Origin of the sequence: Psychrobacter sp. PP-21 (assembly GCF_033790785.1) — a bacterium.
Lineage (GTDB): Bacteria > Pseudomonadota > Gammaproteobacteria > Pseudomonadales > Moraxellaceae > Psychrobacter.
In genome coordinates this window covers 145563-171452 of record NZ_JAMYEB010000004.1, presented here as the reverse complement: position 1 = coordinate 171452, position 25890 = coordinate 145563, and the positions used below count along the sequence as shown (strand labels likewise).

The window sequence follows — 25890 nt, the reverse complement described above, 5'->3', positions numbered from 1 at the left end:
AAGAGCACGAGAAATATTGGGTCAGTAGGTACTATATTCATAGCAAAAAGTAGCACAGGCAGCATATTGGTTGCTGATATATTTGAGTTGCAACCCATTCTTAGACAATGGATAAAACAATAGCTGCGATGACGTTACGCATTATTAATATATATAATAGGATACTGGCAATGAAGGATTCAAAAAACCACACACAACAGAGTGATAGCACCAGTAGAGATACGTTCAGTGATACAGATATGTATGGTCATGTCGCTAGCAACAAAGGTCGCACGCTAAAATTTGGCGGGGCGATGATAGTAGCGTTCGGTAGCATTGCGCTAGCCACACAAAATGCACAGGCATTTTCACCGCTGGCTATCGTCAACGGCATTACCTCTAGTGGCGGTGTCAGTGTTAGCAAAGACATCTTATATGGTGATCAGCCATTACAAGACTTGGATATTTACTATCCTAAGCCTCTGGCAAAAGCCATGAAAGAACAAAGCACTATTAGCAATAACTACCCTATGGTGGTGTTTGTGCATGGTGGTTCATGGGAGAGTGGCAACAAAGAGCAATATGCCTTTGTCGGTCAAAGCTTGGCGCAAGCAGGCTATGTCACCGCAGTAATCAATTACCGCAAAGCCCCTGAGCATGTTTATCCTGATTATGTCAAAGATGCAGCCCAAGCAATTGCTTGGAGTGTAAAAAACGCCGAAAGCTTACATGCTGATCCATCACGTGTCGCTGTCATGGGTCACTCTGCTGGCGCGTTCAATGCGGTTGCCGCCATTGCCAATGAAGACTTCTTGGCACCTTACGGTATGAAGCCCACAGACATAGCAGCGGTGGTTGGTATTGCAGGTCCTTATAGCTATGACTTTCGTAAATTCGATAGTGCGACAGCCTTTGCTCCAGATGCCACACCAGATCAAGTGATGCCGGATCGTCAGATTAAAGGTGCTCAGCCGCCATATCTGTTATTGACAGCAGAAAAAGACAAAATAGTCTATGAAAGCAATACGACCAAGATGACAGCAGCACTCAAAGAAGCAGGTGTCACGGTCGAGACTGGTGAAATCGAAGGCGCAAGTCATGCAACCAGTATTGGCGCAATGGCGCCGCCGCTGCGCTGGGTCAATGATGTGCGTGCGCAAGTGTTAGCGTATTTAGACAAAACGCTCAAATAGTCTATATAGACGCAGTCGGTGTCAATAGTTACGTGCAACCTCATCTCTATTGTCTTGCTCGAGCACTGCAATGTACTTGAGCAAGACAGTGCTGTAAGACAGGCAAACTCTTGTTATAATGTCACCACTTTAAATCTACACCCTATTCTAAATTTTAAGGCAGAATATTTATGAGCATGAACGCTGACGATTTGATCGCATTTTTACAGACTCACTTCCCAGACGCTTTTATTCAAGCTGCCAACCAAGGTAATAAGTTTGATGTACGCGTGGTTGATGCCAGCTTTGAAGGCAAACGCGCAGTTCAACGCCAGCAAGCTATCTATGCGCTAGTCAATGATAAGATTGCGAGTGGCGATATTCATGCCCTCAATATCCAAGCGCTAACACCTGCTGAGTGGGACGCTCAGTCAAAAGGCTAATTAAATAGCTGTATACATGACCAAGTATTATAGAATGCATCTTTTTAATAGACGCTTTTCATAAATTTGGTTTTCATAATTTCTTATACTCATTGCTAGGTTGTCACCTTTATGGATCAATTTTTAATCACTGGTAGTAGTCGTATCGCAGGGGAAGTCACTATCTCAGGCGCTAAAAATGCCGCTTTGCCGTTACTTGCAGCTATGATACTGGCTGAGACGCCAACGACATTGCATAATGTACCGTCACTAAAAGACGTGCGAACATTGATTGAATTGATCGGTGGTATGGGTATCGATATCCAAAAGCAAGATGATACCGTCACTTGCGATACAAAAAGCATTGATAACTTTTATGCGCCGTATGACTTAGTAAAAACCATGCGTGCTTCGATATTGGTGTTAGGTCCATTGCTGGCACGTTTTGGTGAAGCCGAAGTATCATTGCCAGGTGGCTGCGCGATTGGCTCACGTCCTGTTGATCAGCATCTAAAAGCATTTGAAGCGATGGGTGCAGTCATTAGCGTAGAAAATGGTTATGTAAAGGCACAAGCACCTAAAGGCGGTAAGCTTTTGGGCTGTAACTTCTCATTTGACATGGTTACCGTTGGCGGTACCGAAAACGTGATTATGGCAGCGGCACTGGCCAACGGCACAACAGTGCTAGGCAACTGTGCATTAGAGCCAGAAGTGGTTGATTTGGCCAATATGCTGGTCGCTATGGGTGCTAAGATTAGCGGTATCGGTACCTCAACCATGACCATCGAAGGCGTTGAGCGCTTGCACGGTTGTGAGTATTCAGTCGTACCTGATCGCATTGAGACCGGCTCATACCTTGCTGGTGCGTTAATGACGCGTGGTGATGTATTGACCAAAAATACTACAGCGTCGTTATTACATCCTGTACTTGAGAAGTTTGAAGCGATGGGCGCAGTGATTACGACAGGTGATGACTGGATTCGCGCGCAGATGAAAGGCCGTCCAAAGCCGGTCGATATTCGCACTCAGCCACATCCAGGTTTTCCAACAGATATGCAAGCCCAGTTGATGGCGATTTGCTGTCTGGCTGATGGTACCAGTACTATTATCGAAAACATCTTTGAAAACCGCTACATGCATGTACCTGAGCTTAACCGCTTAGGTGCATCTATCCAAGTTGATGGCCATACTGCAGTGATCAGAGGCGTCGAGAACTTCACTGCGGCGCCTGTTATGGCAACAGATTTACGTGCTTCTATTTCACTTGTGATGGCGGCTGCAACTGCAGAAGGCGAGAGCTTAATCGACCGTATTTATCATATTGATCGCGGTTATGAGCATGTTGAAGAAAAGCTGCGTAGCCTGGGTGTCAATATTCAGCGTGTGAATACCAACGATTAGTATCACTAGATTGATGCTAACTTTTGGGCACATTACGCTATAAATCAAAACCTCCTTACCTTCTTACTACTTTTAATTGGGGGGGGAGGTATCAACCGTACATGGACATGATGTCATTATGACTGAGACAAGCAAACCTTTACCAGCCAGTGGTTTATTAAACGAAGTAAACGATGAGTTTTCAGGTCTAACCTTAGCGTTGTCAAAAGGCCGTATTCTAGAAGAAACCATGCCACTGTTACGTGCAGCTGGCGTTGACTTACTAGAAGACCCTGAAGCCTCTCGCAAACTTATTTTTCCGACATCAAACCCAAATGTGCGTGTATTAATCTTGCGTGCCAGTGACGTGCCGACCTATGTCGAGCACGGGGCAGCTGATTTTGGTGTGGCGGGTAAAGACGTGTTGCTTGAGCATGGTGCCAATCATGTTTATGAGCTACTTGATCTAAAAATTGCTCAGTGCAAGCTGATGACTGCTGGTGTGAAAGATGCGCCACTACCCAATCGTCGCCTACGCATCGCGACCAAATATGTGAATGTGGCACGCGCTTATTTTGCAAGCCAAGGTCAGCAAGTCGATGTCATAAAGCTGTATGGCTCGATGGAGCTTGCACCGTTGGTGGGTCTGGGTGATTTGATTGTTGATGTGGTAGATACTGGTAATACGCTACGTGCGAATGGGCTCGAAGCCCGCGATCATATCTGTGATGTCTCATCACGTCTTATCGTTAATCAGGTCAGCTACAAGCGCAAATTTGCCCTGCTAGAACCAATTTTAGATAGCTTTAAAGACAGTATTGCCAATGCCTAATAGACCGGTGTTGATCATTGGTAATATAAAGCACGGTTATACGAATTTTTAAACCAGTTTGGCGCTCTATGATAGATATAGCGTGCTAAACTGGTTTTGTTGTCTTGGCTTGCCAAAAAATAAAATATAAGTAAACTCTACATTAGAAGACAGCGAATAAGCCATAATTTTATAAAAATTAAACATACATTAGTTATGTTTACCTCATTTATTTTTAGCAGTATTTTATGCTCAGATATAGGATTAGGTCATGCGCCAGTTAAGTACCCAAGATGCCGATTTTGATAGTCAGTTGACACAATTGCTTGCTTTTGAAACGGTTAACGACTCTGAATTATTACATACCGTTGATGACATCATCGCACAAGTACGTGCTGATGGCGATAACGTCGTATTGGCGCTAACCCAGAAATTTGATCAGCACCCAGCAACAGCGATGCACGAGCTAGAGCTTTCTAAAGAATCACTTGCTGATGCATTTGCCACTCTCGATGATAAAGTAAAGGCAGCACTGACTACAGCTGCGACTCGAGTGCAGACATTCCATGAGCGCCAAGTACAAGAAACGTGGCAGTATGAGGATGAGCTGGGTAACCGTTTGGGTCAAAAGGTTACGCCACTTGATCGTGTCGGTATTTATGTCCCAGGTGGCTTGGCATCCTATCCTTCGTCGGTATTGATGAATGCTATCCCTGCCAAGGTCGCTGGCGTCAACGAAGTTATCATGGTCGTACCAGCACCCAAGGGCGTGCTTAATCCTCTAGTGTTGGCGGCGGCACATTTGTCACAAGTTGACCGTGTTTTTACTATTGGTGGCGCACAAGCAGTCGCAGCGTTGGCTTATGGTACCCAAACCATTCCAGCCGTGGACAAAATCACAGGACCTGGCAATAAATATGTCGCAGCAGCCAAACGCGCGGTATTTGGTCAGGTGGGTATTGATATGATTGCTGGGCCCTCAGAGGTGCTGGTATACGCAGAGGGTGAAGCACAAGATCGTGCCGATTGGCTTGCGATGGATTTATTGTCACAAGCAGAGCATGATCGCATTGCTCAAGCTATCTTTGTGACGACGAGCGAAAACCAGCTTAAAGAAGTGGCAATGGAGATCGAAAAAGCACTGGCTGAGCTGCCAAAAGCAGATATCGCACGCGATTCGTTACAGAACCGCGGTGCGCTTATTTTAGTAAAAGATCGTAGTGAAGGCATGGCACTGATCAATCGTATTGCTCCTGAGCATTTGGAGCTCTCTGTTGATAACCCTGATGCGCTGCTAGATGATATTCGTCATGCTGGTGCTATCTTTATGGGTCGTCACACGCCTGAGGCTATCGGCGATTATTGTGCAGGTCCTAACCATGTGTTACCGACGTCTGGCACAGCGCGTTTTTCTTCGCCGTTAGGTGTCTATGACTTTCAAAAGAAATCATCTATTATTTATTGTACCCAAGCTGGTAGCAAGCCATTGGCTGAGACGGCTGATATTTTAGCGCAGCGTGAGGACTTAGAAGCCCATGCACGCTCAGCTCGTTATCGTTACCAGTAATATATTTTGAGCGTTTTCTTATTTACTTTTAATATGTATTTAATAGTCTGTCTGACTAATTAGCAGGATAATTTATGAGTGAGTCAAAGATAGATACCAGACTTTGGTCATCTAAAGCACGCAATTTGTCACCTTACGTACCGGGCGAGCAGCCACAGCATGACAATTTGTGCAAACTGAACACCAATGAAAACCCGTTTCCACCGTCGCCAAAGGTAGGGGAGGCAATTGCCAAGGTATTGACGCAGCAAGCAGAAGAGCTGCGCTTGTATCCAGCGCCCGAATCTAATGATTTGCGTGCGGCATTGGCACAGTCATATGAGTTAGATATCAACCAAGTGTTTGTTGGTAATGGTTCAGATGAGGTGTTGGCACTTATATTTGCCAGCTTCTTCCTAAAAGAGCGTCCACTGTTGTCACCTGATATCAGCTATAGCTTTTATCCTGTCTATGCACAGACCTTTGGTGTACATCTTGTTAAGATACCCCTAGAAGAAGATTTCAGTATCGACCCTGATGCGTACCGCCAGCCTTGTAGCGGTATCATCATCGCCAACCCGAATGCACCAACTGGTTTGCTATTATCGCTTGCTGATATTCGTAAGCTTGCCAGCGAACACTCAAATGCCGTCATTGTCATCGATGAGGCTTATATTGATTTTTCTCAGAGAGCGTCAGAGACTCAAGTATCAGCAGTAAGTCTGATCAATGAGTGTGACAATATCATCGTGACACAAACCTTCTCAAAGTCACGCTCATTGGCTGGTTTACGTGTCGGCATGGCTTTTGCCAATGCGTCATTGATCGAAGCATTGACGCGTATGAAGAACAGTTTTAATAGTTATCCGTTAGATAAGCTGGCACAAGCTGGAGCGACGGCGAGTGTGCTAGACGTGGATTACTTCGAACAGACTCGTCAGCAAGTTATCGACCTGCGTACGTCATTGACAGAAGCGCTGATAGCATTGGGCTATGACGTATTGCCGTCACATGCCAACTTTGTCTTTGTCCGCCCAAAAGACGGTGATGCTAGTGGGGTGGCAAGTGCGTTACGTGAGCAAGGCATTATCGTTCGTCATTTTGACAAACCGCGTATCAATGAGTACTTGCGTATTACGGTTGGTACAGCAGAGCAGAACAGCCATTTGATCGAGGCTTTGACAGTGTTGCATGCCGATAACAGCGTTACTAGTGATTAATACAGAGCTTTCAATATTTATATCAACGAGCACAGCGCAATGATGAGACAGATGTACTAAGAAGTAATAGATGTGTTAAGAAATATTGAAAAAGCCTGCTAACGCAACGTGAGCAGGCTTTCTTGGACGATAAAAAAGCGCAGTACAATTATTTATGTTTTGTAGCCAGTACTGCTAGCAGATTACCTACCTTGTCCAAGCACTCTTGGTATTCGGCATCGCAATCTGATGCAACCGTGATGCCGCCACCAGCCCATAGGTTGAGATGTCTTTCGCTGACAGCCTCATCATTCCACGATGCATTGGCCTGTAGCGTACGAATGAGCACATTCCATTGACCACTACCATCAAAATTCATATAACCCATCGTGCCGCAGTAGGCACCGCGCGGTGCGGCCTCTAGTTCCGAGATGATTTCAACAGCGCGCTTTTTGGGTGTACCTGTGATGGAGCCAGCAGGCAAACTACCAAACAATACTGCCAGCGGGTGAGTGTTCACTTTTAGCTCAGCGATGATCGTGCTGACCATATGATGAACATTACTAAAGCTCTCAATCGCGAATAGCTGTGGTACTTTTACACTGCCGATTTTGGCATACTTGCCCAAATCATTACGCAGTAAATCCACGATCATGACGTTTTCGGCACGATCTTTCTCACTATCGATCAGTTGTTGTTTGTGAGCGTCATCTTGGTCTTGATCGAGGCTACGCGGCATGGTGCCCTTAATAGGCTTGGTTAAGATATGATGTTTGCCAGTATCGCTGTCTTTTGTAAAGGTAAAAAATAACTCAGGTGAGCAGCTTAGTAATTCAAATCGGTTATCACCTGTGGCATCGCTGCCACTTTCACTCAAGTGTTTGGCAGTATAGTCATCAACGCTCAGGTAACCTGCAAAAGGAGCTTTTGTATTGCGATCTAGTGCAGGGAGATAATCGATAAGCGCGGCTATTGGTTGGTTGGTGTCATTATTATATGGTAGTTTGCCAGACCACTTTTGCGTCAGATTGATCTGATAACAGTCGCCTTGCTGTAGGTAGTCTTGAGTACGATCAAATGCTTGCTGATAGTCACGCTTGCTCCATTGTGCAGTTAGAACAATAGGCTCTACCTTGGATGCGGTTTCAGATAATGTTTGAGAAAGGTGTTTCTCAACCAACTTGTGATCTAACTCGTTTAGAGAAGATATAAGAGCAGTCAAAAGCTTCTGCTGTGCTTCACTGTCGGTAGTGTCATCCGAGTACTTATTGGTTTGATGACTAGTGAGCGCCCAACCTGTATCAGCTATATGTGTGAGATAAATATCATAATGACCTAATGAGGCACAAGGCTGCTGTGCCAATTCGATACTATCTGTAGGGCTTAATTCATGAGCGGCAATATCGTAACCAATAAAACCTATTAGACCGTGATGATAACCGGGATTTGCATTTTCTAAATTCGCATTTTCTACATTTATGTTTTTTGAATTGTCACTATTGGTATCATAAGTTTTGCTGTAAGTAATCAGCTCATCTTGCCAGTCTAGATAGCTTATATAAGACGCCGTGATAGATTTGCTAGTGTTAGGGCCATCGCCACGCCAGACTTTAACCACTTTGTAGAGATTGCTAGAGCGCTGTTTATCAGTAGGATACACAGACCAGCTGACTTTCGGTAACAGACCAATGACTGGTTGCTTATGGTTATTTAGCCAAACAAGCTGCCAATTTGCTTCATTATCTTGATTGAGCAAATGGTGTTGTAAATGGGTCATCAACTCGGCAGCAGATAAATCACCAAAACGCCAGCTAGAGTTAATAGCTGGCGATGGGGCAGAGTCTATTTGGCTGGTTAGATTTTGATTTGGTACAGGCATCATTTAACCGTCGAATTTTTTTATGATTAGCGTAGCATTAGTACCACCAAAGCCAAAGCTATTACTCATCAAGGTATCAAGGTCAGTTTCACGCATCTGGGTGACAATATCGAAGCCTTCAGCTGCAGGATCTAGGTTATCGACATTGATACTTGGTGCGATAAAGCTCTCTTGTAGCATCAATAAGCAATAAATAAGTTCTTGAGCACCGACAGCACCTAAGCTGTGACCTGTCATGGATTTGGTAGAGCTGATAGCCGGTACTTTACTGACGTCATTATCAAAGACTTTGGCAATTGCTTTTAGTTCTGTGATATCGCCTAGCGGTGTGCTCGTACCGTGGCTGTTGATATAATCAACGCTTTCTAGACCAGCTTCTGCTAGGGCTTGTTGCATACAGCGCACGGCACCTTCACCACTTGGGGCAACCATTTCTGCACCATCAGAACTAGCACCGTAGCCAACGATTTCAGCTAAAATATTGGCACCGCGCGCTTGTGCGTGCTCTAAACTCTCAACTACTACCATTGCACCGCCAGCAGCAATGACAAAACCATCACGATCTTTGTCATAAGCTCTTGAAGCAAGCGTCGGCGTGTCGTTGTATTGCGTACTGACTGCACCCATCGCATCAAACATACAAGATTGCGTCCAATGCTCAGCTTCGCTACCACCAGCCAGTATGACGTCAGCTTTGCCCAATTGAATAAGCTCAGCAGCATGACCGATACAGTGGGTCGAGGTCGCGCAAGCAGAAGAAAGCGAGTAGGAGACCCCTTGGATTTTTAGACCTGTGGCTAAGGCTGCTGATACTGAGCTTCCCATTGTCTTTGGTACAGCCATCGCACCGACACCGCGTAAACCTTTTTCGCGCATAGCATCTACGGCGTTTACGATATTTTCTGTTGATGCGCCACCTGAGCTGGCGACAACACCTACGCGTGGGTTATTGTTGATAGTCTCAAGTGATAACCCTGAATGCTCAATAGCATTCAAGGCACTAACATAAGCATACAAACTGGCATCGCTAAAGAAGCGCTTGAGTTTGCGGTCGATACCACTGGTATCTAAGTCTGATTGATTAATACTACCACTCACGTGTGACTTGAATTCATGCTCGGCATGAGCCTCATTAAATCTAATGCCAGACTGTCCTTCTTTGAGAGCAGTGGTAACGGTGGCTAAATCATGTCCGATACAAGAGACAATCCCTGCTCCAGTGATAACGACGCGGCGCATATGCTATTCCTTATAAGTAACGACTTGCTAGCAGTTGGTTGCAATAATCGTTGCAAATCTATATATGATATTTAACGATGAATTAATGTGAGCATTATAGTAAAAAGTAGTTCATGTAGAAGAGATAACGATAGCACGAATTTAGGTAACTAGACTCTATTAACAGTCTATTAAAGGTAATATAAACTCAGTGTACAATTATGCTCTCGATTACGGCACATGATAACGTATCAAGCGCTGAAAATCTTTGAGCAAATGTAAAAAAACGACTAACCGCCCATTGTCGTTAAGGCTTATTAACAAATGCATGTTCACAGACGGTTTTTGCTAGATAGATCTATTGGCGCTTAACTGAAATTAGCGAGCGTATTATAAATGAATCAAAAGCTATGGCTAAGTGATAAAAAATTCAATTATACTTTTAGATACAAAATTTGTGACCGCGATAACATTGTTCGCACTGACAAAGGTTACAGCGGTTGGCTAGAATGACAGCTTGACTATTATTAAAACAAAACCAATTACCATATTCATCACATTAAGGACATCACGATGGCAAAGCGTAGTACTCTTTCTAAAAGCATCAATACTATTGGCTCTTTTGCTCGGAACAACCTAGAGCGTATGGGCGCTATGATTGACAACGTCAATGCCAAAACAGGCAAGCCGCGTCAATACAAAGCGGTAGATTTAGGGGATGAAGACTATCAACAAGACTTGTTTCGTGAACAGACGCTAAAAGCAACGCAGCAGTTATTAGGACCACGCTTTGCTATGTATGGCAAGTACGCCAAAAAAGTGGTACCAAATAGTTTTTTCCAGTCGACAGTTGATAGTGCATTTGCTCAGGTAGCCAATCTTGCATCAAGCTGGAGCCAGTTAGATCTACCGGATGAGCACCGATTTGCCAATATCGCAACCTTAGATGACGAAGAGCGCTATGCGCTAGCGACAGATATCGCTAACCAAAACCGTGCGCTTGCAGCAATTGGCGGCATAACTGGTCTGGCTGGATTGCCAGGATTGCTTGCTGATACATTATGGTTATTGTTGGTCTCGTTACGTACGGTTTATCAAATCGCATCTGTGTACAATAAGCCATTAACAGGTAAGCAAGGCGTAAAAATGGCCTATGAGCTACTTTCCAGCGCAGACCTGAGCAAAATGCAAGAAAAACAAGCATTACTAGCAGGTATGGGTATTGGTAAAGGTTTACTTGATAATGCTCAAAGCAGTGGATTACATAGTGAGCTCAAAAACTTAGGTCTAAAAAATAAGAATGTGAACTATTATGCCGAGCAAATAGATAGTATTGCCAGTCAAGTAGGCATTGATCTTGACCAGATCGACCTATCATGGGTTCGCCGCTTTATTCCTATCACTGCAGTAGCGGTAGGGGTGCATTACAATAGTCAATTAATCGACGAGGTTATCGGCGTTGCTCAAGCGACTTTTGCACCAGAAGCGAAACTGGCCAATCGCACCATTACTGATGATAGCAGTAGCGAAGCTGAAGTAAAAAAAGCAAACGATAGTGACAACACTGCAGAGCGAAATACGAAGGGTGAAACTGAAACAGATAGTGATAAAGACAATAGTGATGATAAGCTATCGGATAAGCAAACATCTGATAAAAAGACCAAGTAAGTATCAATATCCATGCTGATATTGGTTACATACCCAGTCAGCATGGAATCATCACTATAGTATCCATAACGTATTATCTATAACATATTATCCACAACCAGCAATCTGCTTGCATAAATATCAGTATTCACATGGGTACTTATTTAGATTTCATAAAAAACTTGAAAACTAGAGCAACCATCACAACATATGCGTTATCGAGCAGTTTTTAATATCTTCTGTAGATGCAGCTTGAGACTGACCTATCTGCTTTATTTATTGAGTTATTTTTTAGTTAAAAATTTATAAAACGGCATAGCGTCAGGCTGGATGCATATCTATCAAATGTTGTAAAGTGAAACCATAGATAAGTGGTTGAAATAGCAGCAACAACTCTTTATAATACACTGTCCTAAAAATGGGTGCCCCGAAATCTGCAAATATTGTCAGATAGATGGTGCATTGGCCCATTTTTTTGTTTTATACCAAACGGGAGAAGGATGCCTTATGGCAACAACTAACCAATTGATTCGTAAAGGTCGCAAAACCATCAAGGAAAAGTCAAAAGTTCCTGCGTTGGAAGCGTGCCCACAGCGTCGCGGTGTATGTACTCGTGTATATACTACCACGCCAAAAAAACCTAACTCTGCCATGCGTAAAGTATGTCGTGTACGTTTGACTTCAGGCTATGAAGTATCAAGCTACATCGGCGGCGAAGGTCATAACCTACAAGAGCACAGTGTTGTTCTTATCCGCGGTGGTCGTGTAAAAGATCTACCAGGTGTACGTTATCACACTGTTCGCGGTGCACTAGATTGCGCAGGCGTTAAAGACCGTAAGCAAGGTCGCTCTAAATACGGTGCTAAGAAGCCTAAAGTTTAATAACTAAACGTTATTAAATTAGCTTTTCGCACCACCCAATAACTGTGCATGGGTTTGGTGTCAGTAGTCACATTACTTTTACATAAGTAATGTATGCTCGAAACATACCACCATGCAGTAAGGCTAACTGATAACTCGCTATTTTTTATTAAGAAACATAGTTGATGTTATGAATGTTAGACACTCCTGAAGACAAGGAAATTTATTATGCCAAGACGTCGCGTCGTTGCTGCCCGTGAGATCCTTCCAGATCCTAAGTTCGGTAGCCAAACTGTTGCAAAATTCATCAACCATGTAATGAGTGATGGTAAAAAATCTACTGCTGAGCGTATCGTTTATGGTGCACTTGAGACAGTAAGTGAGAAGCGTAAAGTTGAAGATCCAGTATCTTTCTTCGAAGAAGTGCTTGAAAATGTACGCCCAATGGTAGAAGTAAAAGCTCGCCGCGTCGGCGGTGCAACCTATCAAGTACCAATGGAAGTACGCCCCTCCCGTCGTACTGCCTTGGCTATGCGTTGGTTAGCTGAAGCTGCTGCTAAGCGTTCTGAAAAATCAATGGCTTTGCGTTTAGCTGGCGAATTGAATGACGCCGCTGATGGTAAAGGCGCTGCTATGAAGAAGCGTGACGAAGTTCACCGCATGGCAGATGCTAACAAAGCGTTCTCTCATTACCGTTTCTAAGCTACTTTTTAATAGTAGCTTGAGACTAGTGGCTCAGGTCAACTAGTCCTACATTGTTGTTTATTCTACTGATTGCCGCCATCATTTATGCAGTTGTATAGTAAGTTCATTTATTAACTGAGATGGCGGACATCTATCAAGATGTTTCTTTTGAAAATAAAATTTTTATTAGAGAGCATCCCGAATTTGATGCCACACTATTCTTAGTATTTGCTCTGTTTTTGTCCGCATTAGGCTCAATAATCAGTCAGTAATATTACGAAGCTGAACGCTTTGTCATAGAGTATGAGGTAGAGACACAATACATTATTATATACACGACTTTTCCTAGGAAAACACTATGGCTCGTAAAACTCCCCTAAAACGCTATCGCAATATTGGTATCTCAGCGCATATCGATGCTGGTAAGACAACCACTACTGAGCGTGTTTTATTCTATACCGGTGTTAGCCACAAAATTGGCGAAGTACATGATGGCGCAGCCACCATGGACTGGATGGAGCAAGAACAAGAGCGTGGTATTACTATTACCTCAGCCGCAACAACTTGTTTTTGGTCAGGTATGGCCAAGCAGTTTGACGAACACCGTATTAACATCATCGATACCCCAGGTCACGTTGACTTCACGATCGAAGTTGAACGTTCTATGCGTGTACTTGATGGCGCTTGCATGGTTTACTGTGCAGTAGGCGGCGTTCAGCCACAGTCTGAGACCGTATGGCGTCAGGCAAACAAATATAAGGTACCACGTCTTGCATTTGTAAACAAAATGGATCGTGTTGGTGCTGATTTCTATCGTGTTATCGAACAGATCAAAACTCGTTTGGGTGGTAACCCGGTACCATTGGTTATCCCAATTGGTAAAGAAGATGACTTCGAAGGTGTTGTTGACCTCGTTACTATGAAAGCCATCTATTGGGATGAAGCATCTCAAGGTATGAACTACGAAGAGCGTGATATCCCAACTGAACTACAAGACAAAGCGGACGAGTACCGTGAACATCTTGTAGAAAGCGCTGCTGAAGCCAACGAAGAGTTGATGAACGAATATCTAGAAAACGGTGAATTGAGCGTAGAGCAAATTCATACCGCTATTCGTCAGTTGACTATCGATAACGAAATCATCCCACTTCTTTGTGGTACTGCCTTTAAAAACAAAGGTGTACAGAAGATGTTGGATGCTGTTATTCAGTATCTACCAGCACCAATCGACGTACCTGCTATTAAAGGTATTCTTGATGACAAAGACGAAAGTGAAGGCAGCCGTGAAGCATCAGATGAAGCACCTTTCTCAGCTCTAGCATTCAAAATCATGAATGACAAATTCGTTGGTAACTTAACCTTCGTACGTGTTTATTCTGGTGTGATGAAGCAGGGTAGCAGTGTTTATAACCCAGTTAAAATGAAGCGTGAGCGTGTTGGCCGTATTGTACAGATGATGGCAAACTCTCAAGAAGAGCTTCCAGAAATCCGTACTGGTGATATCGCAGCTCTAGTCGGCATGAAAGATGTGACTACTGGTGATACGCTATGTGATGAGCAAAACGTGATCACACTTGAGCGTATGGAATTCCCAGATCCAGTTATCTCTCTAGCAGTTGAGCCAAAGACCAAAGCTGATCAAGAAAAAATGTCAATCGCGCTTGGCCGTTTGGCAAAAGAAGATCCTTCGTTCCGTGTACACACTGACGAAGAATCTGGCCAGACGATCATCAGTGGTATGGGTGAGCTACATCTAGAGATTCTAGTTGACCGTATGAAGCGTGAGTTCAACGTTGAAGCAAACATCGGTGCGCCGCAGGTTGCTTATCGTGAGACGATTCGTAACACGGTTGAACAAGAAGGTAAATTTGTACGTCAGACTGGTGGTCGTGGTAAGTTCGGTCATGTTTGGCTACGTCTTGAGCCACTTGATCCAGCTGGTGACACTGAATACGAATTCGCTGAAGAAGTTGTTGGTGGTACAGTACCAAAAGAATTCCACGGTGCCGTTGATAAAGGTATCCAAGAGCGCATGAAAAACGGCGTACTTGCTGGTTACCCAGTCGTTGGCGTAAAAGCGACCTTGTATGATGGTTCTTACCATGACGTCGATTCTGATGAATTGTCGTTCAAAATGGCAGGTTCTATGGCCTTCAGAAAAGGTTTCATGGCAGCTGACCCAGCTCTACTTGAGCCAGTAATGAAAGTAGAAGTTGAAACGCCTGAAGATTACATGGGCGACATCATGGGCGATCTTAACCGTCGTCGTGGTTTGGTACAGGGTATGGAAGATCTACCTGGCGGTACTAAACAGATTCGTGCTGAAGTACCATTAGCGGAAATGTTTGGTTATGCCACGCAAATGCGCTCTATGTCACAAGGTCGTGCAACTTACTCTATGGAATTCCAAAAGTACGCTGAAATTCCAAAATCAGTTGCTGCTGAAATCATCTCTAAGTTCAACTCTAAAGATGATGACGAGTAAATAAAGCTTACTAAAGGTGACAATATAGAGTATATCTGTGTATTGTCATTAAAGAATAGACCAATAACTTGTTAAAAGACTTGTTATTGGTCGCAATTTTCTTATAATATCTGCACATTAGTATGTGCACCCTTTTAACAATTATCTTAATGTGGTCAAGAACACCTCAATTATCATATTTATATGAGTTGAGCCTTGAACCCCAAAAAAAGAGGAAATACCCATGGCAAAGGCCAAGTTTGAACGTAACAAGCCACACGTCAACGTCGGAACCATCGGACACGTTGACCATGGTAAAACCACCCTTACCGCTGCAATCGCAACCGTAGCTGCAATCACCTCTGGCGGCGAAGCAAAAGACTACGCGTCTATTGACTCAGCACCAGAAGAAAAAGCACGTGGTATCACCATCAACACCTCACACGTAGAATATGACACAGACAGCCGTCACTATGCTCACGTAGATTGCCCAGGTCACGCCGATTATGTTAAAAACATGATCACAGGTGCCGCTCAGATGGACGGCGCAATCCTAGTTGTATCTGCAACTGACGGCCCTATGCCACAGACTCGTGAGCACATCTTGCTTTCACGTCAGGTTGGCGTACCGTACATCATCGTATTCATGAACAAATGTGACATGGTTGATGACGAAGAACTACTAGAACTAGTAGAAATGGAAGTTCGTGAACTATTGAACGACTATGACTTCCCAGGTGATGACACGCCAATCGTTAAAGGTTCAGCTACTGAAGCCCTAAAAGGCTCAGAAGACAAATACGGCCAACCAGCCGTAGTAGAACTACTCAACGTACTAGACACCTACATCCCAGAGCCAGAGCGTGACATCGACAAAGCATTCCTAATGCCAATCGAAGACGTATTCTCAATCTCAGGTCGTGGTACCGTAGTAACAGGCCGTGTTGAATCTGGTATCGTTAAAGTTGGTGACGAGATCGAAATCGTTGGTATCCGTGACACTCAAAAAACTACCTGTACTGGTGTAGAGATGTTCCGTAAACTGCTTGACGAAGGTCGTGCAGGCGAAAACTGTGGCGTACTACTACGTGGTACTAAGCGTGAAGACGTACAACGTGGCCAAGTACTAGCTAAGCCAGGTTCAATCACGCCTCACACCAAGTTTGACGCTGAAGTATATGTATTGTCAAAAGAAGAGGGTGGTCGTCATACACCATTCCTAAACGGCTATCGTCCACAGTTCTACTTCCGTACTACTGACGTAACTGGCGCAATCCAATTACAAGACGGTACTGAAATGGTAATGCCTGGTGATAACGTTGAGATGGGCGTAGAGCTTATCCACCCAATCGCTATGGACAAAGGTCTTCGCTTCGCTATTCGTGAAGGCGGCCGTACTGTAGGCGCTGGTGTTGTTGCTAACGTATTGAACTAATCATTAAGCCTCAGTAATGAGCTTGTGAGTTAGTCATAAAAGAGCCACCCTATTTAGGGTGGCTCTTTTTGTGGGTTGCGTTGTGTGTGATGTCGTAGTTGAAGGAAGTAATAGCTTAGCTAAGATATGGAACCGTTAGTTTAGCCGATGATACCAGTCACTTATTTACTATACAATGTATTGTAATCTATCTCATAGATTGTTATATTAGCGCTGCACTTAAAACGAGTATCTACTTTTAGCGAAAGTTAAAGCACTGTTAGTACGATAACTCTGTTAGTTAAGTGACAAATCAGGTAAAACTAATAATTTTACCGCTAAAGGCTTGCATTCTATGCTAAATATTGTATAATGCTGTCCTTTACACCCATAGGCGATTGGCTCAATTGGTAGAGCATCGGTCTCCAAAACCGAGGGTTGTAGGTTCGAGTCCTACATCGCCTGCCATCTTCTTATCTCATCTTTGTTGTACCCCACCATCTCCGAAGCGAGTTCTTTATGAGCAATGATCAAGATAACCTCGAGACTAAGTTATCTGATGCCAAGGCGGTTGCTGGTGGAATGCTGTCTAAAGATAAGCACATCTCAGCGAGCGGTACTACTGCTGTTGAAGTGGCTAAGACTGGCTCAATAAAAGATTTGATTTTGTGGCTACTTGCTGCAGCTGTTTTGATCGGTGCGACTCTCGTTAATCAATACTTACCAGGCTATTGGCAACCAGCCAATGATGTTTGGGTCCGTATTGGTATCATTGTTGCACTTATCGTATTTGCATTAGTATGCTTGGCATTAACGCATCAAGGTCGTGCTTTTAAAATATTGTTAAAAGATGCGGCTGTTGAGCTTCGCCGAGTGACATGGCCAGGTAAAGACGAAACCTTTCAATACACATGGCAAGTGATTGTCGTGATCGGGATTGTTGGGTTTTTTATTTGGTTATTAGATAATTTCTTTAATTGGTTCGTTGGTATCTTTATCGGTTAATGGCGCGTATTGGTGACCATTAGCGAGACATTTACTCACATCAACTTATTTATAACGATCAGGAGCGTGATATGCGTTGGTATATTGTCCAAGCGTTTTCAGGATATGAAAAACAAGTACAACGTTCATTAACTGATCGTATTAACCGCAGTGACTTTACTGAGTCATTCGGTGATGTATTGGTTCCTACTGAAGAAGTCGTCGAAATGAAAGACGGCAAAAAACGTAAAAGTGAGCGTAAGTTCTTTCCAGGATATGTATTGATTCAGATGGAAATGAACGATAATACGTGGCACATCGTAAAAGACTGTCCTCGTATTATGGGCTTCATCGGTGGTACGCCTGAGATGCCGGCACCGATTACGCAAGTAGAAGCTGACCGCATTTTGAACCGTTTGAACCAGACTGAAACTGACCCACGTCCTAAGACGCTATTTGAGCCGGGCGAAGAGTTATTGGTTATCGACGGTCCATTCACTGATTTCAAAGGAATGGTTGAAAAGGTCGATTACGAAAAGTCTAAGCTACATCTAACGGTAAACGTATTTAATCGACCTACACAGGTTGAGCTTGAGTTTAGTAAAGTTGAAAAACTAGACTAGTTCAGCAAAAATTTCATCAACCGGGGAGCCTCCCGTCACATCAGATAATGATTTGGCTTGGCGTTATCACCCATTTAGGAGAGTATCATGGCTAAGAAGATTGATGGTTACATCAAACTGCAAGTGCCTGCAGGCAAAGCTAACCCTTCACCACCTATTGGTCCAGCTTTGGGTCAAAAAGGCGTGAACATCATGGCGTTCTGTAAAGAATTTAACGCTGCGACCTCAGGCCAAGAGCCAGGTCTACCGATCCCAACTGAGATCACGGTATACAGCGATAAGTCTTTTACCTTCATCATGAAGTCACCACCTGCTGCATACTTACTACGTAAGGCTGCTGGTATTGCTAAAGGTTCAGGTACACCGAACACAGCTAAAGTTGGTAAAGTTGACCGTGCACAACTAGAAGAAATCGTTAAGACCAAAAATGCAGACTTAACTGCTGCTGATCTTGACGCTGCTGTCCGTACCATCGCTGGTACTGCACGTTCAATGGGTATTACCGTGGAGGGTGTGTAAATGAGCAAGCTAACCAAACGTCAAAAAGAAATTCAAAGCCGTATTGATAACGAAAAGCAATACACGCTTGAAGAAGCGGTTCAAATCTTAAACGATTTGCCAGCTCTAAAATTTAAAGAATCTATTGATATCGCAGTAAACTTGGGCGTTGACCCACGTAAATCTGATCAAGTGGTTCGTGGCGCAACCAATCTACCTGCTGGTACTGGTAAAACCAAACGCGTTGCTGTATTTGCTCAAGGCGCTGCTGCTGAAGCCGCTAAAGAAGCTGGTGCAGACATTGTTGGTTTTGAAGACCTAGCAGAAGAAATCAAAGCAGGCAACATGGACTTTGATGTTGTTATCGCCGCTCCTGATGCAATGCGTGTTGTTGGTCAATTGGGTACAATCCTAGGTCCACGTGGTCTAATGCCTAACCCAAAAGTTGGTACAGTAACGCCAAACGTTGCTGAAGCTGTGACTAACGCAAAAGCGGGTCAAGCGCAGTATCGTGTTGATAAAGCTGGTATCATCCATACCACTATCGGTCAAGTAGGTTTCACTGCTGAGCAAGTTATCCAAAATGCTCAAGCACTAATCTCAGATCTTAAGCGTGCTAAGCCTGCTACGTCTAAAGGTACTTTCATCAAGAAAATCACTTTGTCTAGCACTATGGGTCCAGGTCTAACGATCGATCCAGTACCTTATCGCACTGCAAAATAATTGAAATCTCTATCTCTTAATATTTGCACGTTGAATATTTTGAATGATGAGCACAAAGAATTTTTGAAGAATTAGGTCAGCGTAGCATTTGCTACGCTGTCTAAGACCGTAGGTAGAGAGTGGTTTAACATCATAAATAACGATCTTCGGATAGTTTTTTATGACAATGAGTCACTTTTGTTAATCGACGACAGATGAAAATCTTAGTTGTCCTACGCAGACGGTGGCCCACACAGTTTAAGACACGAGGCAATAGAGCGGTATGATTGTTTATACGATCTCCAAACTATTACTCAACGTCATTCTGATAACGGTGCCGTAATCAGTCGTTACCAGTTGATACTTTTTTTATTAATCGAATCAGTTGGTAATGTGTCGTATCAAGTCAGTCGTAGCTTTTAGTCCAAAGGCAGATAAACTTCGGTTTTTAGCATTTTTACTATTAGTAGATTGATAAGATTAAAGGAGTCAACTTATGGCATTAACGCTAGAACAAAAACAACAAGTTGTGGCTGAAGTGTCTGAAGTTGCTGCTAATGCTTACTCAGCAGTAGCTGCCGAGTATCATGGAATTGGTGTTGCACAGCTTACTAAGCTGCGCGAACAAGCCCGTGATAAAGGCGTTGTTTTGAAAGTGGTAAAAAATACACTAGCAAAACGCGCTTTTGAAGGCACTAAGTTTGAGAGCATGTCAGACCGTATGACTGGTCCACTACTTTTGGCTTTCTCTATGGAAGATTTGGGATCTGCCGCTCGAGTCGTTTTCGACTTTAGCAAAGATAACAAAGCTTTAGAGACCAAATTAGTATCAGTCGGTGGTGAAGTTTATGGTCCAGAAGAGCTAGAGCGCGTATCGAAGCTACCAACTCGCGACGAAGCAATCTCTATCTTGATGGCTACTATGAATGCACCAGTGACCAAGCTTGTCCAGACTATGAACGCTGTTCCTGGCAAGTTCGTTCGCACTGTAGCGGCAATCAAAGACGCAAAAGAAGCTGCTTAATTGCTTGTTTTAACGTAACTTTAACATCGCTAACCTTGATTGCACTTTATTGCCACACCTATTTGAAATGGTGGCAAGCGGTCAAAGCGATATTAGAATCAATTAATTTTTATCAGATAACGGAGAGTTCTCATGGCACTATCTAAAGATGACGTGTTAAATGCAATCGCTGAAATGTCAGTAATGGATATCGTTGAGCTAATCAGCGACATGGAAGAAAAATTCGGCGTAACAGCTGCTGTTGCCGCTGCTGCACCTGCTGCTGCTGGTCCTGCTGCTGCTGCTGAAGAAAAAGACGAGTTTGACGTAGTTCTTGCTAGCTTTGGTGAGAAGAAAGTAGCTGTAATTAAAGCTGTACGTGAAGCGACTGGCCTTGGCTTGAAAGAAGCAAAAGATTTGGTTGAAAGCGCTCCAGCTCCAATCAAAGAAGCTGCATCTAAAGCTGAAGCTGAAGAGTTGAAGAAGAAGCTTGAAGAAGCTGGTGCAACTGTTGAACTAAAATAAGTTTAACACTGTACGAAAAAAAGCTGGTAATGCCTTGCATTGCCAGCTTTTTTTTATTATAATTCGTAGCTTGACCTTTTGTGTCTGCCAACATACGTATGCAACATCACGGTGGATACCCATCAAAAGGACAGACGATATACATGCAAGCACACATACCAGTTTTTGAAATCAGTTAATATGAGCTAAACGTCCGTAGATGTTTGGCATTTTTTTGTGTCTGCATGCTTTCCTATCAACACTATAGTTTATACTGATTCTAAAAGTTATAGTTACCCCGATTCTTAATTCTGAAAAAAGCTGTTGATCTCAAGGTGCCTACTTGGTGTGGCATTATTGTCGGCATTTAGATTCATAGACCGCTTATACGTGTAGGGTCATGGTTTGGTAGTAAGTAGCTTATTTAGAAGTAGTTTAGATGGCAAGTAGTTTATATGCAATCTCAACTGACTCTATTTCTAGCAAAGTATTTGTAAGTTTAGCCTGATAGGCAAGATATTATATGATGTTGAATTTCTTGGTCGCAACAGTCATATAGACTGATTCACCTACCATGAATATAGCAATCAACAATGAGATTAAGTGAAATGTGCTAGGTAAGCACTGATGAGTAAAGTAGTAATTGACAGAAAAGACATGAACTGAACACGAAGACCCGTTTTATATTATCGTTTACGTCGCTAAGTATGCATCTTATTTATGCATGCTAGCCGCGCTTTTAATTTGTTTCCACGTTTACTGTAAGGACTCTCGATGGCATATTCTTATACTGAAAAAAAGCGTATTCGCAAAAGTTTTGCTGAATTGCCCACTGTAATGGACGTTCCCTATTTACTGTCTATTCAAGTAGATTCTTACGAGCAATTTTTGCAAGAGCACAAAAAGCCAAAAGCTCGTGAGAATACTGGTTTGCAAGCTGCGTATTCCTCTATTTTCCCAATTGAGAGTCACTCTGGTAACGCTGAGTTGCAATTTGTTGAGTACTATTTAGGCACGCCTGAATTTGATGAGCGTGAGTGTATCTTACGTGGTTCAACGTTTGCTGCGCCAATGCGTGTCAAAATCCGTTTGATCATCAAAGACAAAGACAGCAAAGACAAAGATAGCAAAGCTGCTATCAAAGATATCCGTGAGCAAAGCGTCTATATGGGCGAGATGCCTTTGATGACTGCGAACGGTACCTTTATTATCAATGGTACTGAGCGTGTTATCGTCTCTCAGCTACATCGTTCACCTGGCGTCTTCTTTGATCATGATAAAGGTAAGTCGCATTCAAGTGGTAAAGTGCTATATAACGCACGTATTATCCCTTACCGTGGTTCATGGTTAGATTTTGAATTTGATGCAAAAGACTTAGTCTTTGCTCGTATTGACCGTCGCCGTAAGCTGCTTGCATCGATCATTCTGCGTGCACTTGGTCTGACCACTTCTGAAATCTTAGATTTGTTCTTTGATAAAGTTGCTGTTTATAAAGCCGAAGAGACGTTCGAGATTGATTTAGTCGCTGATCGCTTGCGTGGTGAGATGGCGCAGTTTGATATCGTATCACCTGAAGGTGACGTTATCGTAGAGCAGGGCAAACGTATCAATGCACGCCGCATCCGTCAGCTTGAAGAAGCAGGTATGACGAAGATTGCTGTGCCTGATGAGTATTTATATGAGCGTATCTTAGCAGAAGATATCGTTGTTAATGACGAAGTCATTGCTAAAGCAAATACGCCAATTGACCATGAGTTATTGGTTAAATTGAACTCATTTGAAGCCAGTGGTGCCATCAAAGAGTTCAGCATTCTATTTACCAACGATATCGATCAAGGTAGTTATATTGCTGATACGCTACGTGCTGATAGCACCTCAAGCCGTGAAGAAGCATTGATCGAAATCTACAAAGTCATGCGTCCAGGTGAGCCACCAACGGTTGAAACTGCCGAAAAGTTATTTGAGAGCATGTTCTTCAACGCAGATCGTTATGACTTATCAAACGTCGGTCGTATGAAATTCAACCGTCGTCTTGGTTTAGAATTCGATAACACTGATGATCCTGATGTACAGCGCGAACGCAGTGTATTGACCAACGATGATATCGTTAATGTTCTAAAAGAGCTTATCGAGATTCGTAATGGTCGCGGCGACGTCGATGATATCGATCATCTTGGTAACCGCCGTATTCGTTCAGTGGGCGAGATGGCAGAAAACCAATTCCGTGTTGGTCTAGTACGTGTTGAGCGTGCGGTCAAAGAGCGTTTAAGCTCAGCGGAATCAGACAACTTGTCACCACAAGATTTGATCAACTCTAAGCCAGTAGCGGCTGCAGTGAAAGAATTCTTTGGTTCAAGCCAGTTGTCACAGTTTATGGATCAGAACAACCCGTTGTCTGAAGTTACTCATAAGCGCCGTGTATCAGCATTAGGACCTGGTGGTCTAACTCGTGAGCGTGCAGGCTTTGAAGTACGTGACGTACATGATACCCATTATGGCCGTGTATGTCCTATTGAGACTCCTGAAGGTCCAAACATTGGTCTGATCAACTCACTAGCGACCTTTGCTAAAACCAACAGCTTTGGTTTCCTAGAGACACCTTATCGCCGTGTGGTTGATGGTAAAGTGACTGACGTTATTGAGTATCTATCAGCTATTGAAGAAGTCGGTACGGTCATTGCACAGGCTGATTCACCAATAACTCCAGAAGGCGCGTTATCTGACGAGATGGTCAGTGTTCGTAGCTATGGTGAGTTTGTTCGTATGCCTCCAGAAAAAGTGACGCATATGGATGTGTCACCAAGTCAGGTAGTATCGGTTGCAGCAGGTCTGATTCCGTTCCTAGAGCATGATGATGCTAACCGTGCCTTGATGGGCTCGAACATGCAGCGTCAGGCCGTTCCTACGCTACGTGCTGATAAGCCGCTAGTGGGTACCGGTATGGAGCGTCATGTTGCTCGTGACTCTGGTGTTTGTGTTATTGCTAAGCGTGGCGGTGTGATTGAAGATGTTGATGCCTCACGTATCGTGGTTCGTGTGAACGAAGACGAGATGACTGCTGGTGAAGCGGGTATCGATATCTATAACTTGATTAAATACACGCGCTCTAACCAGAACACCTGTATCAACCAACGTATTATCGTTAACCAAGGTGATGAGATTGCTTTGGGTGATATCTTGGCTGATGGCCCTTCAACGGATCTTGGTGAGCTAGCACTTGGTCAGAACATTCGCATCGCATTTATGCCGTGGAACGGTTATAACTTCGAAGATTCAATCTTGCTATCTGAAAAAGTCGTGAAAGAAGATCGCTTCACTACTATTCATATCCAAGAATTGACTTGTGTGGCTCGTGATACCAAGCTAGGTACAGAAGAGATCACTGCTGATATTCCAAACGTTGGTGAAGCAGCCTTATCAAGCCTTGACGAAGCAGGTATCGTTTATATCGGTGCTGAAGTTGACGCTGGTGATATTTTAGTTGGTAAAGTGACGCCAAAAGGTGAAACACAACTAACGCCAGAAGAGAAACTACTACGGGCTATCTTTGGCGAAAAAGCGGCTGACGTGAAAGACACGTCGCTACGCGTACCAACTTCAAGCAAAGGTACGGTTATTGATGTACAGGTCTTCACCCGTGATGGCGTTGAAAAAGACGCACGCGCAAGAGCGATTGAAAAATCGCAGCTTGATAGCTATCGCAAAGATTTGAAAGAAGAGCTACGTATCTTTGAAGAAGCAGCTCGTGGTCGTATTGGTAATCTATTAGATGGCCAAAAAGTCAGTGGCGGTGCTGGTCTAAAAGCGGGTACGGTAATGGCTTTGGCTGACATGAAAGACATGAGCCTTGAGACATTGCTTGATATCCAACCAGTAGAAGAAGAAATCTCTGAGCGTTTGACCCAGATTTCTGATTACTTGGTTGATAAGCAAAAAGATATCGATGTGAAATTTGCTGAGAAAAAACGCAAATTGACTGCTGGTGATGACCTGCAACATGGCGTACAAAAAATCGTTAAAGTATATCTAGCGGTTAAGCGTCGTATTCAGCCTGGTGATAAGATGGCTGGTCGTCATGGTAACAAAGGTGTTGTCTCGCGCATCATGCCAGTTGAAGACATGCCTTATGATGAAAATGGTAATACCGTTGACATCGTATTGAACCCGCTTGGTGTACCATCTCGTATGAACATCGGTCAGGTTCTAGAGACGCATTTGGGTATGGCAGCGAAAGGGTTGGGCGAGAAGATTGACGGTATGCTCAAATCTCAAGCAGCAATCAAAGAGCTACGCGACTTCTTGGACAAAATTTATAACCAAGTTGGCGGTGAGCAAGTTGATCTTGATAGCTTGAATGATGACGACATCATGGCGCTAGCAGCTAACTTACGTGGCGGTGTTCCAATGGGTACAGCGGTATTTGATGGCGCAAGAGAAAGCCAAGTCAAAGATCTGCTTGAGCTTGCTGGTATGGATCGCGATGGTCAGCAGACACTGTATGATGGTCGTACTGGTCAGAAGTTTGACCGTAAAGTAACCGTTGGTTACATGTACATGCTCAAATTGAACCATTTGGTTGATGACAAAATGCATGCGCGTTCAACAGGTTCTTACTCTCTAGTGACGCAGCAGCCACTCGGCGGTAAAGCTCAGTTTGGTGGTCAGCGCTTCGGTGAGATGGAAGTATGGGCACTAGAAGCTTATGGCGCGACGTACACGTTGCAAGAGATGTTAACTGTGAAGTCGGATGATGTTGAAGGCCGTACGCGTATGTACAAAAACATCGTTGATGGTGAGCAGTATATGGATCCAGGCATGCCTGAGTCGTTTAACGTACTGACCAAAGAAATCAAATCACTGGGTATCAATATTGAGTTAAAACAAAGCAACTAACCCATTG

At 43.6% G+C, this 25890-nt stretch carries 20 protein-coding genes and 1 tRNA gene; 19 read left to right on the top strand and 2 right to left on the bottom strand.

The features are described from left to right. Positions 1 to 170: 170 nt before the first annotated feature. From NJD71_RS05840 to hisC, 6 genes are all read left to right on the top strand, one after another. Entirely contained in the window at positions 171 to 1172 is a 1002-nt protein-coding gene (locus NJD71_RS05840) for an alpha/beta hydrolase (RefSeq protein WP_319051006.1), read from the top strand. 176 nt (positions 1173 to 1348) lie between these two features. Further along, positions 1349 to 1594 (top strand): BolA/IbaG family iron-sulfur metabolism protein, encoded by a 246-nt coding sequence (locus tag NJD71_RS05835; protein ID WP_178379289.1) that lies wholly within the window; start codon positions 1349 to 1351, stop codon positions 1592 to 1594. Between the two features lie 111 nt (positions 1595 to 1705). Then, positions 1706 to 2974, top strand: coding sequence for a UDP-N-acetylglucosamine 1-carboxyvinyltransferase (gene murA, locus NJD71_RS05830; protein ID WP_319051005.1), 1269 nt, complete (start codon positions 1706 to 1708; stop codon positions 2972 to 2974). A 118-nt stretch (positions 2975 to 3092) separates the two neighbouring features. Beyond that, entirely contained in the window at positions 3093 to 3785 is a 693-nt protein-coding gene (hisG, locus tag NJD71_RS05825) for an ATP phosphoribosyltransferase (RefSeq protein WP_319051004.1), read from the top strand. 250 nt (positions 3786 to 4035) lie between these two features. Then, positions 4036 to 5331 carry a histidinol dehydrogenase gene (gene hisD, locus NJD71_RS05820; RefSeq protein ID WP_319051003.1) on the top strand — a complete coding sequence of 432 codons (1296 nt, stop codon included), beginning with the start codon at positions 4036 to 4038 and terminating at the stop codon, positions 5329 to 5331. 74 nt (positions 5332 to 5405) lie between these two features. Next, positions 5406 to 6530 carry a histidinol-phosphate transaminase gene (gene hisC, locus NJD71_RS05815; protein ID WP_319051002.1) on the top strand — a complete coding sequence of 375 codons (1125 nt, stop codon included), beginning with the start codon at positions 5406 to 5408 and terminating at the stop codon, positions 6528 to 6530. Positions 6531 to 6678: 148 nt separating this feature from the next. Here the strand turns inward: hisC and NJD71_RS05810 are convergent, their stop codons facing one another. Together NJD71_RS05810 and NJD71_RS05805 are read right to left on the bottom strand one after the other, a co-directional pair. Then, positions 6679 to 8388, bottom strand: a complete 1710-nt coding sequence (locus tag NJD71_RS05810; RefSeq protein ID WP_442967654.1) for an anthranilate synthase component I family protein — start codon at positions 8386 to 8388, stop codon at positions 6679 to 6681. A 3-nt stretch (positions 8389 to 8391) separates the two neighbouring features. Further along, positions 8392 to 9627 (bottom strand): beta-ketoacyl-ACP synthase II, encoded by a 1236-nt coding sequence (locus NJD71_RS05805; protein ID WP_319051000.1) that lies wholly within the window; start codon positions 9625 to 9627, stop codon positions 8392 to 8394. Positions 9628 to 10179: 552 nt separating this feature from the next. Between NJD71_RS05805 and NJD71_RS05800 the strand changes: the two genes are divergently transcribed. The 13 genes from NJD71_RS05800 (at position 10180) to rpoB (ending at position 25883) form a co-directional block, all read left to right on the top strand. Further along, positions 10180 to 11274 (top strand): EcsC family protein, encoded by a 1095-nt coding sequence (locus tag NJD71_RS05800; RefSeq protein ID WP_319050999.1) that lies wholly within the window; start codon positions 10180 to 10182, stop codon positions 11272 to 11274. A gap of 486 nt (positions 11275 to 11760) precedes the next feature. Beyond that, the gene (gene rpsL / locus NJD71_RS05795) at positions 11761 to 12135 is read left to right on the top strand and encodes a 30S ribosomal protein S12 (protein WP_011281154.1); all 375 of its coding nucleotides are present in this window, start codon (positions 11761 to 11763) and stop codon (positions 12133 to 12135) included. Between the two features lie 207 nt (positions 12136 to 12342). After that, entirely contained in the window at positions 12343 to 12816 is a 474-nt protein-coding gene (gene rpsG / locus NJD71_RS05790) for a 30S ribosomal protein S7 (protein ID WP_057761735.1), read from the top strand. Between the two features lie 340 nt (positions 12817 to 13156). Next, complete coding sequence (gene fusA, locus NJD71_RS05785) at positions 13157 to 15283, top strand: elongation factor G (protein ID WP_319050998.1); 2127 nt, start codon at positions 13157 to 13159, stop codon at positions 15281 to 15283. A 223-nt stretch (positions 15284 to 15506) separates the two neighbouring features. Then, positions 15507 to 16697, top strand: coding sequence for an elongation factor Tu (gene tuf, locus NJD71_RS05780; RefSeq protein ID WP_319050997.1), 1191 nt, complete (start codon positions 15507 to 15509; stop codon positions 16695 to 16697). A 371-nt stretch (positions 16698 to 17068) separates the two neighbouring features. Further along, a tRNA-Trp gene (locus NJD71_RS05775) sits at positions 17069 to 17144 on the top strand. Between the two features lie 51 nt (positions 17145 to 17195). Further along, positions 17196 to 17681: a preprotein translocase subunit SecE gene (gene secE / locus NJD71_RS05770; RefSeq protein WP_319050996.1), complete on the top strand. Its 486-nt coding sequence runs from the start codon at positions 17196 to 17198 to the stop codon at positions 17679 to 17681. 71 nt (positions 17682 to 17752) lie between these two features. Next, the gene (gene nusG, locus NJD71_RS05765) at positions 17753 to 18283 is read left to right on the top strand and encodes a transcription termination/antitermination protein NusG (protein ID WP_319050994.1); all 531 of its coding nucleotides are present in this window, start codon (positions 17753 to 17755) and stop codon (positions 18281 to 18283) included. Positions 18284 to 18370: 87 nt separating this feature from the next. Next, positions 18371 to 18802, top strand: coding sequence for a 50S ribosomal protein L11 (gene rplK / locus NJD71_RS05760; protein ID WP_058025423.1), 432 nt, complete (start codon positions 18371 to 18373; stop codon positions 18800 to 18802). Then, a complete protein-coding gene (gene rplA, locus NJD71_RS05755) occupies positions 18803 to 19504 on the top strand; it encodes a 50S ribosomal protein L1 (protein ID WP_319050993.1) in 702 nt (233 codons plus the stop codon). A 475-nt stretch (positions 19505 to 19979) separates the two neighbouring features. Then, positions 19980 to 20507: a 50S ribosomal protein L10 gene (rplJ, locus tag NJD71_RS05750; RefSeq protein ID WP_057761724.1), complete on the top strand. Its 528-nt coding sequence runs from the start codon at positions 19980 to 19982 to the stop codon at positions 20505 to 20507. 132 nt (positions 20508 to 20639) lie between these two features. After that, complete coding sequence (gene rplL / locus NJD71_RS05745) at positions 20640 to 21011, top strand: 50S ribosomal protein L7/L12 (RefSeq protein ID WP_319050992.1); 372 nt, start codon at positions 20640 to 20642, stop codon at positions 21009 to 21011. Between the two features lie 753 nt (positions 21012 to 21764). Beyond that, a complete protein-coding gene (gene rpoB / locus NJD71_RS05740) occupies positions 21765 to 25883 on the top strand; it encodes a DNA-directed RNA polymerase subunit beta (protein WP_319050991.1) in 4119 nt (1372 codons plus the stop codon). The last annotated feature ends 7 nt before the right edge of the window (positions 25884 to 25890 follow it).

Excerpts from the sequence above, each read along its gene's own strand:
- NJD71_RS05840 (WP_319051006.1), top strand. The coding sequence starts at position 171 with ATGAAGGATTCAAAAAACCACACACAACAGAGTGATAGCACCAGTAGA.
- NJD71_RS05835 (WP_178379289.1), top strand. The coding sequence starts at position 1,349 with ATGAACGCTGACGATTTGATCGCATTTTTACAGACTCACTTCCCAGAC.
- murA (WP_319051005.1), top strand. The coding sequence starts at position 1,706 with ATGGATCAATTTTTAATCACTGGTAGTAGTCGTATCGCAGGGGAAGTC.
- hisG (WP_319051004.1), top strand. The coding sequence starts at position 3,093 with ATGACTGAGACAAGCAAACCTTTACCAGCCAGTGGTTTATTAAACGAA.
- hisD (WP_319051003.1), top strand. The coding sequence starts at position 4,036 with ATGCGCCAGTTAAGTACCCAAGATGCCGATTTTGATAGTCAGTTGACA.
- hisC (WP_319051002.1), top strand. The coding sequence starts at position 5,406 with ATGAGTGAGTCAAAGATAGATACCAGACTTTGGTCATCTAAAGCACGC.
- NJD71_RS05810 (WP_442967654.1), bottom strand. The coding sequence starts at position 8,388 with ATGCCTGTACCAAATCAAAATCTAACCAGCCAAATAGACTCTGCCCCA.
- NJD71_RS05805 (WP_319051000.1), bottom strand. The coding sequence starts at position 9,627 with ATGCGCCGCGTCGTTATCACTGGAGCAGGGATTGTCTCTTGTATCGGA.
- NJD71_RS05800 (WP_319050999.1), top strand. The coding sequence starts at position 10,180 with ATGGCAAAGCGTAGTACTCTTTCTAAAAGCATCAATACTATTGGCTCT.
- rpsL (WP_011281154.1), top strand. The coding sequence starts at position 11,761 with ATGGCAACAACTAACCAATTGATTCGTAAAGGTCGCAAAACCATCAAG.
- rpsG (WP_057761735.1), top strand. The coding sequence starts at position 12,343 with ATGCCAAGACGTCGCGTCGTTGCTGCCCGTGAGATCCTTCCAGATCCT.
- fusA (WP_319050998.1), top strand. The coding sequence starts at position 13,157 with ATGGCTCGTAAAACTCCCCTAAAACGCTATCGCAATATTGGTATCTCA.
- tuf (WP_319050997.1), top strand. The coding sequence starts at position 15,507 with ATGGCAAAGGCCAAGTTTGAACGTAACAAGCCACACGTCAACGTCGGA.
- secE (WP_319050996.1), top strand. The coding sequence starts at position 17,196 with ATGAGCAATGATCAAGATAACCTCGAGACTAAGTTATCTGATGCCAAG.
- nusG (WP_319050994.1), top strand. The coding sequence starts at position 17,753 with ATGCGTTGGTATATTGTCCAAGCGTTTTCAGGATATGAAAAACAAGTA.
- rplK (WP_058025423.1), top strand. The coding sequence starts at position 18,371 with ATGGCTAAGAAGATTGATGGTTACATCAAACTGCAAGTGCCTGCAGGC.
- rplA (WP_319050993.1), top strand. The coding sequence starts at position 18,803 with ATGAGCAAGCTAACCAAACGTCAAAAAGAAATTCAAAGCCGTATTGAT.
- rplJ (WP_057761724.1), top strand. The coding sequence starts at position 19,980 with ATGGCATTAACGCTAGAACAAAAACAACAAGTTGTGGCTGAAGTGTCT.
- rplL (WP_319050992.1), top strand. The coding sequence starts at position 20,640 with ATGGCACTATCTAAAGATGACGTGTTAAATGCAATCGCTGAAATGTCA.
- rpoB (WP_319050991.1), top strand. The coding sequence starts at position 21,765 with ATGGCATATTCTTATACTGAAAAAAAGCGTATTCGCAAAAGTTTTGCT.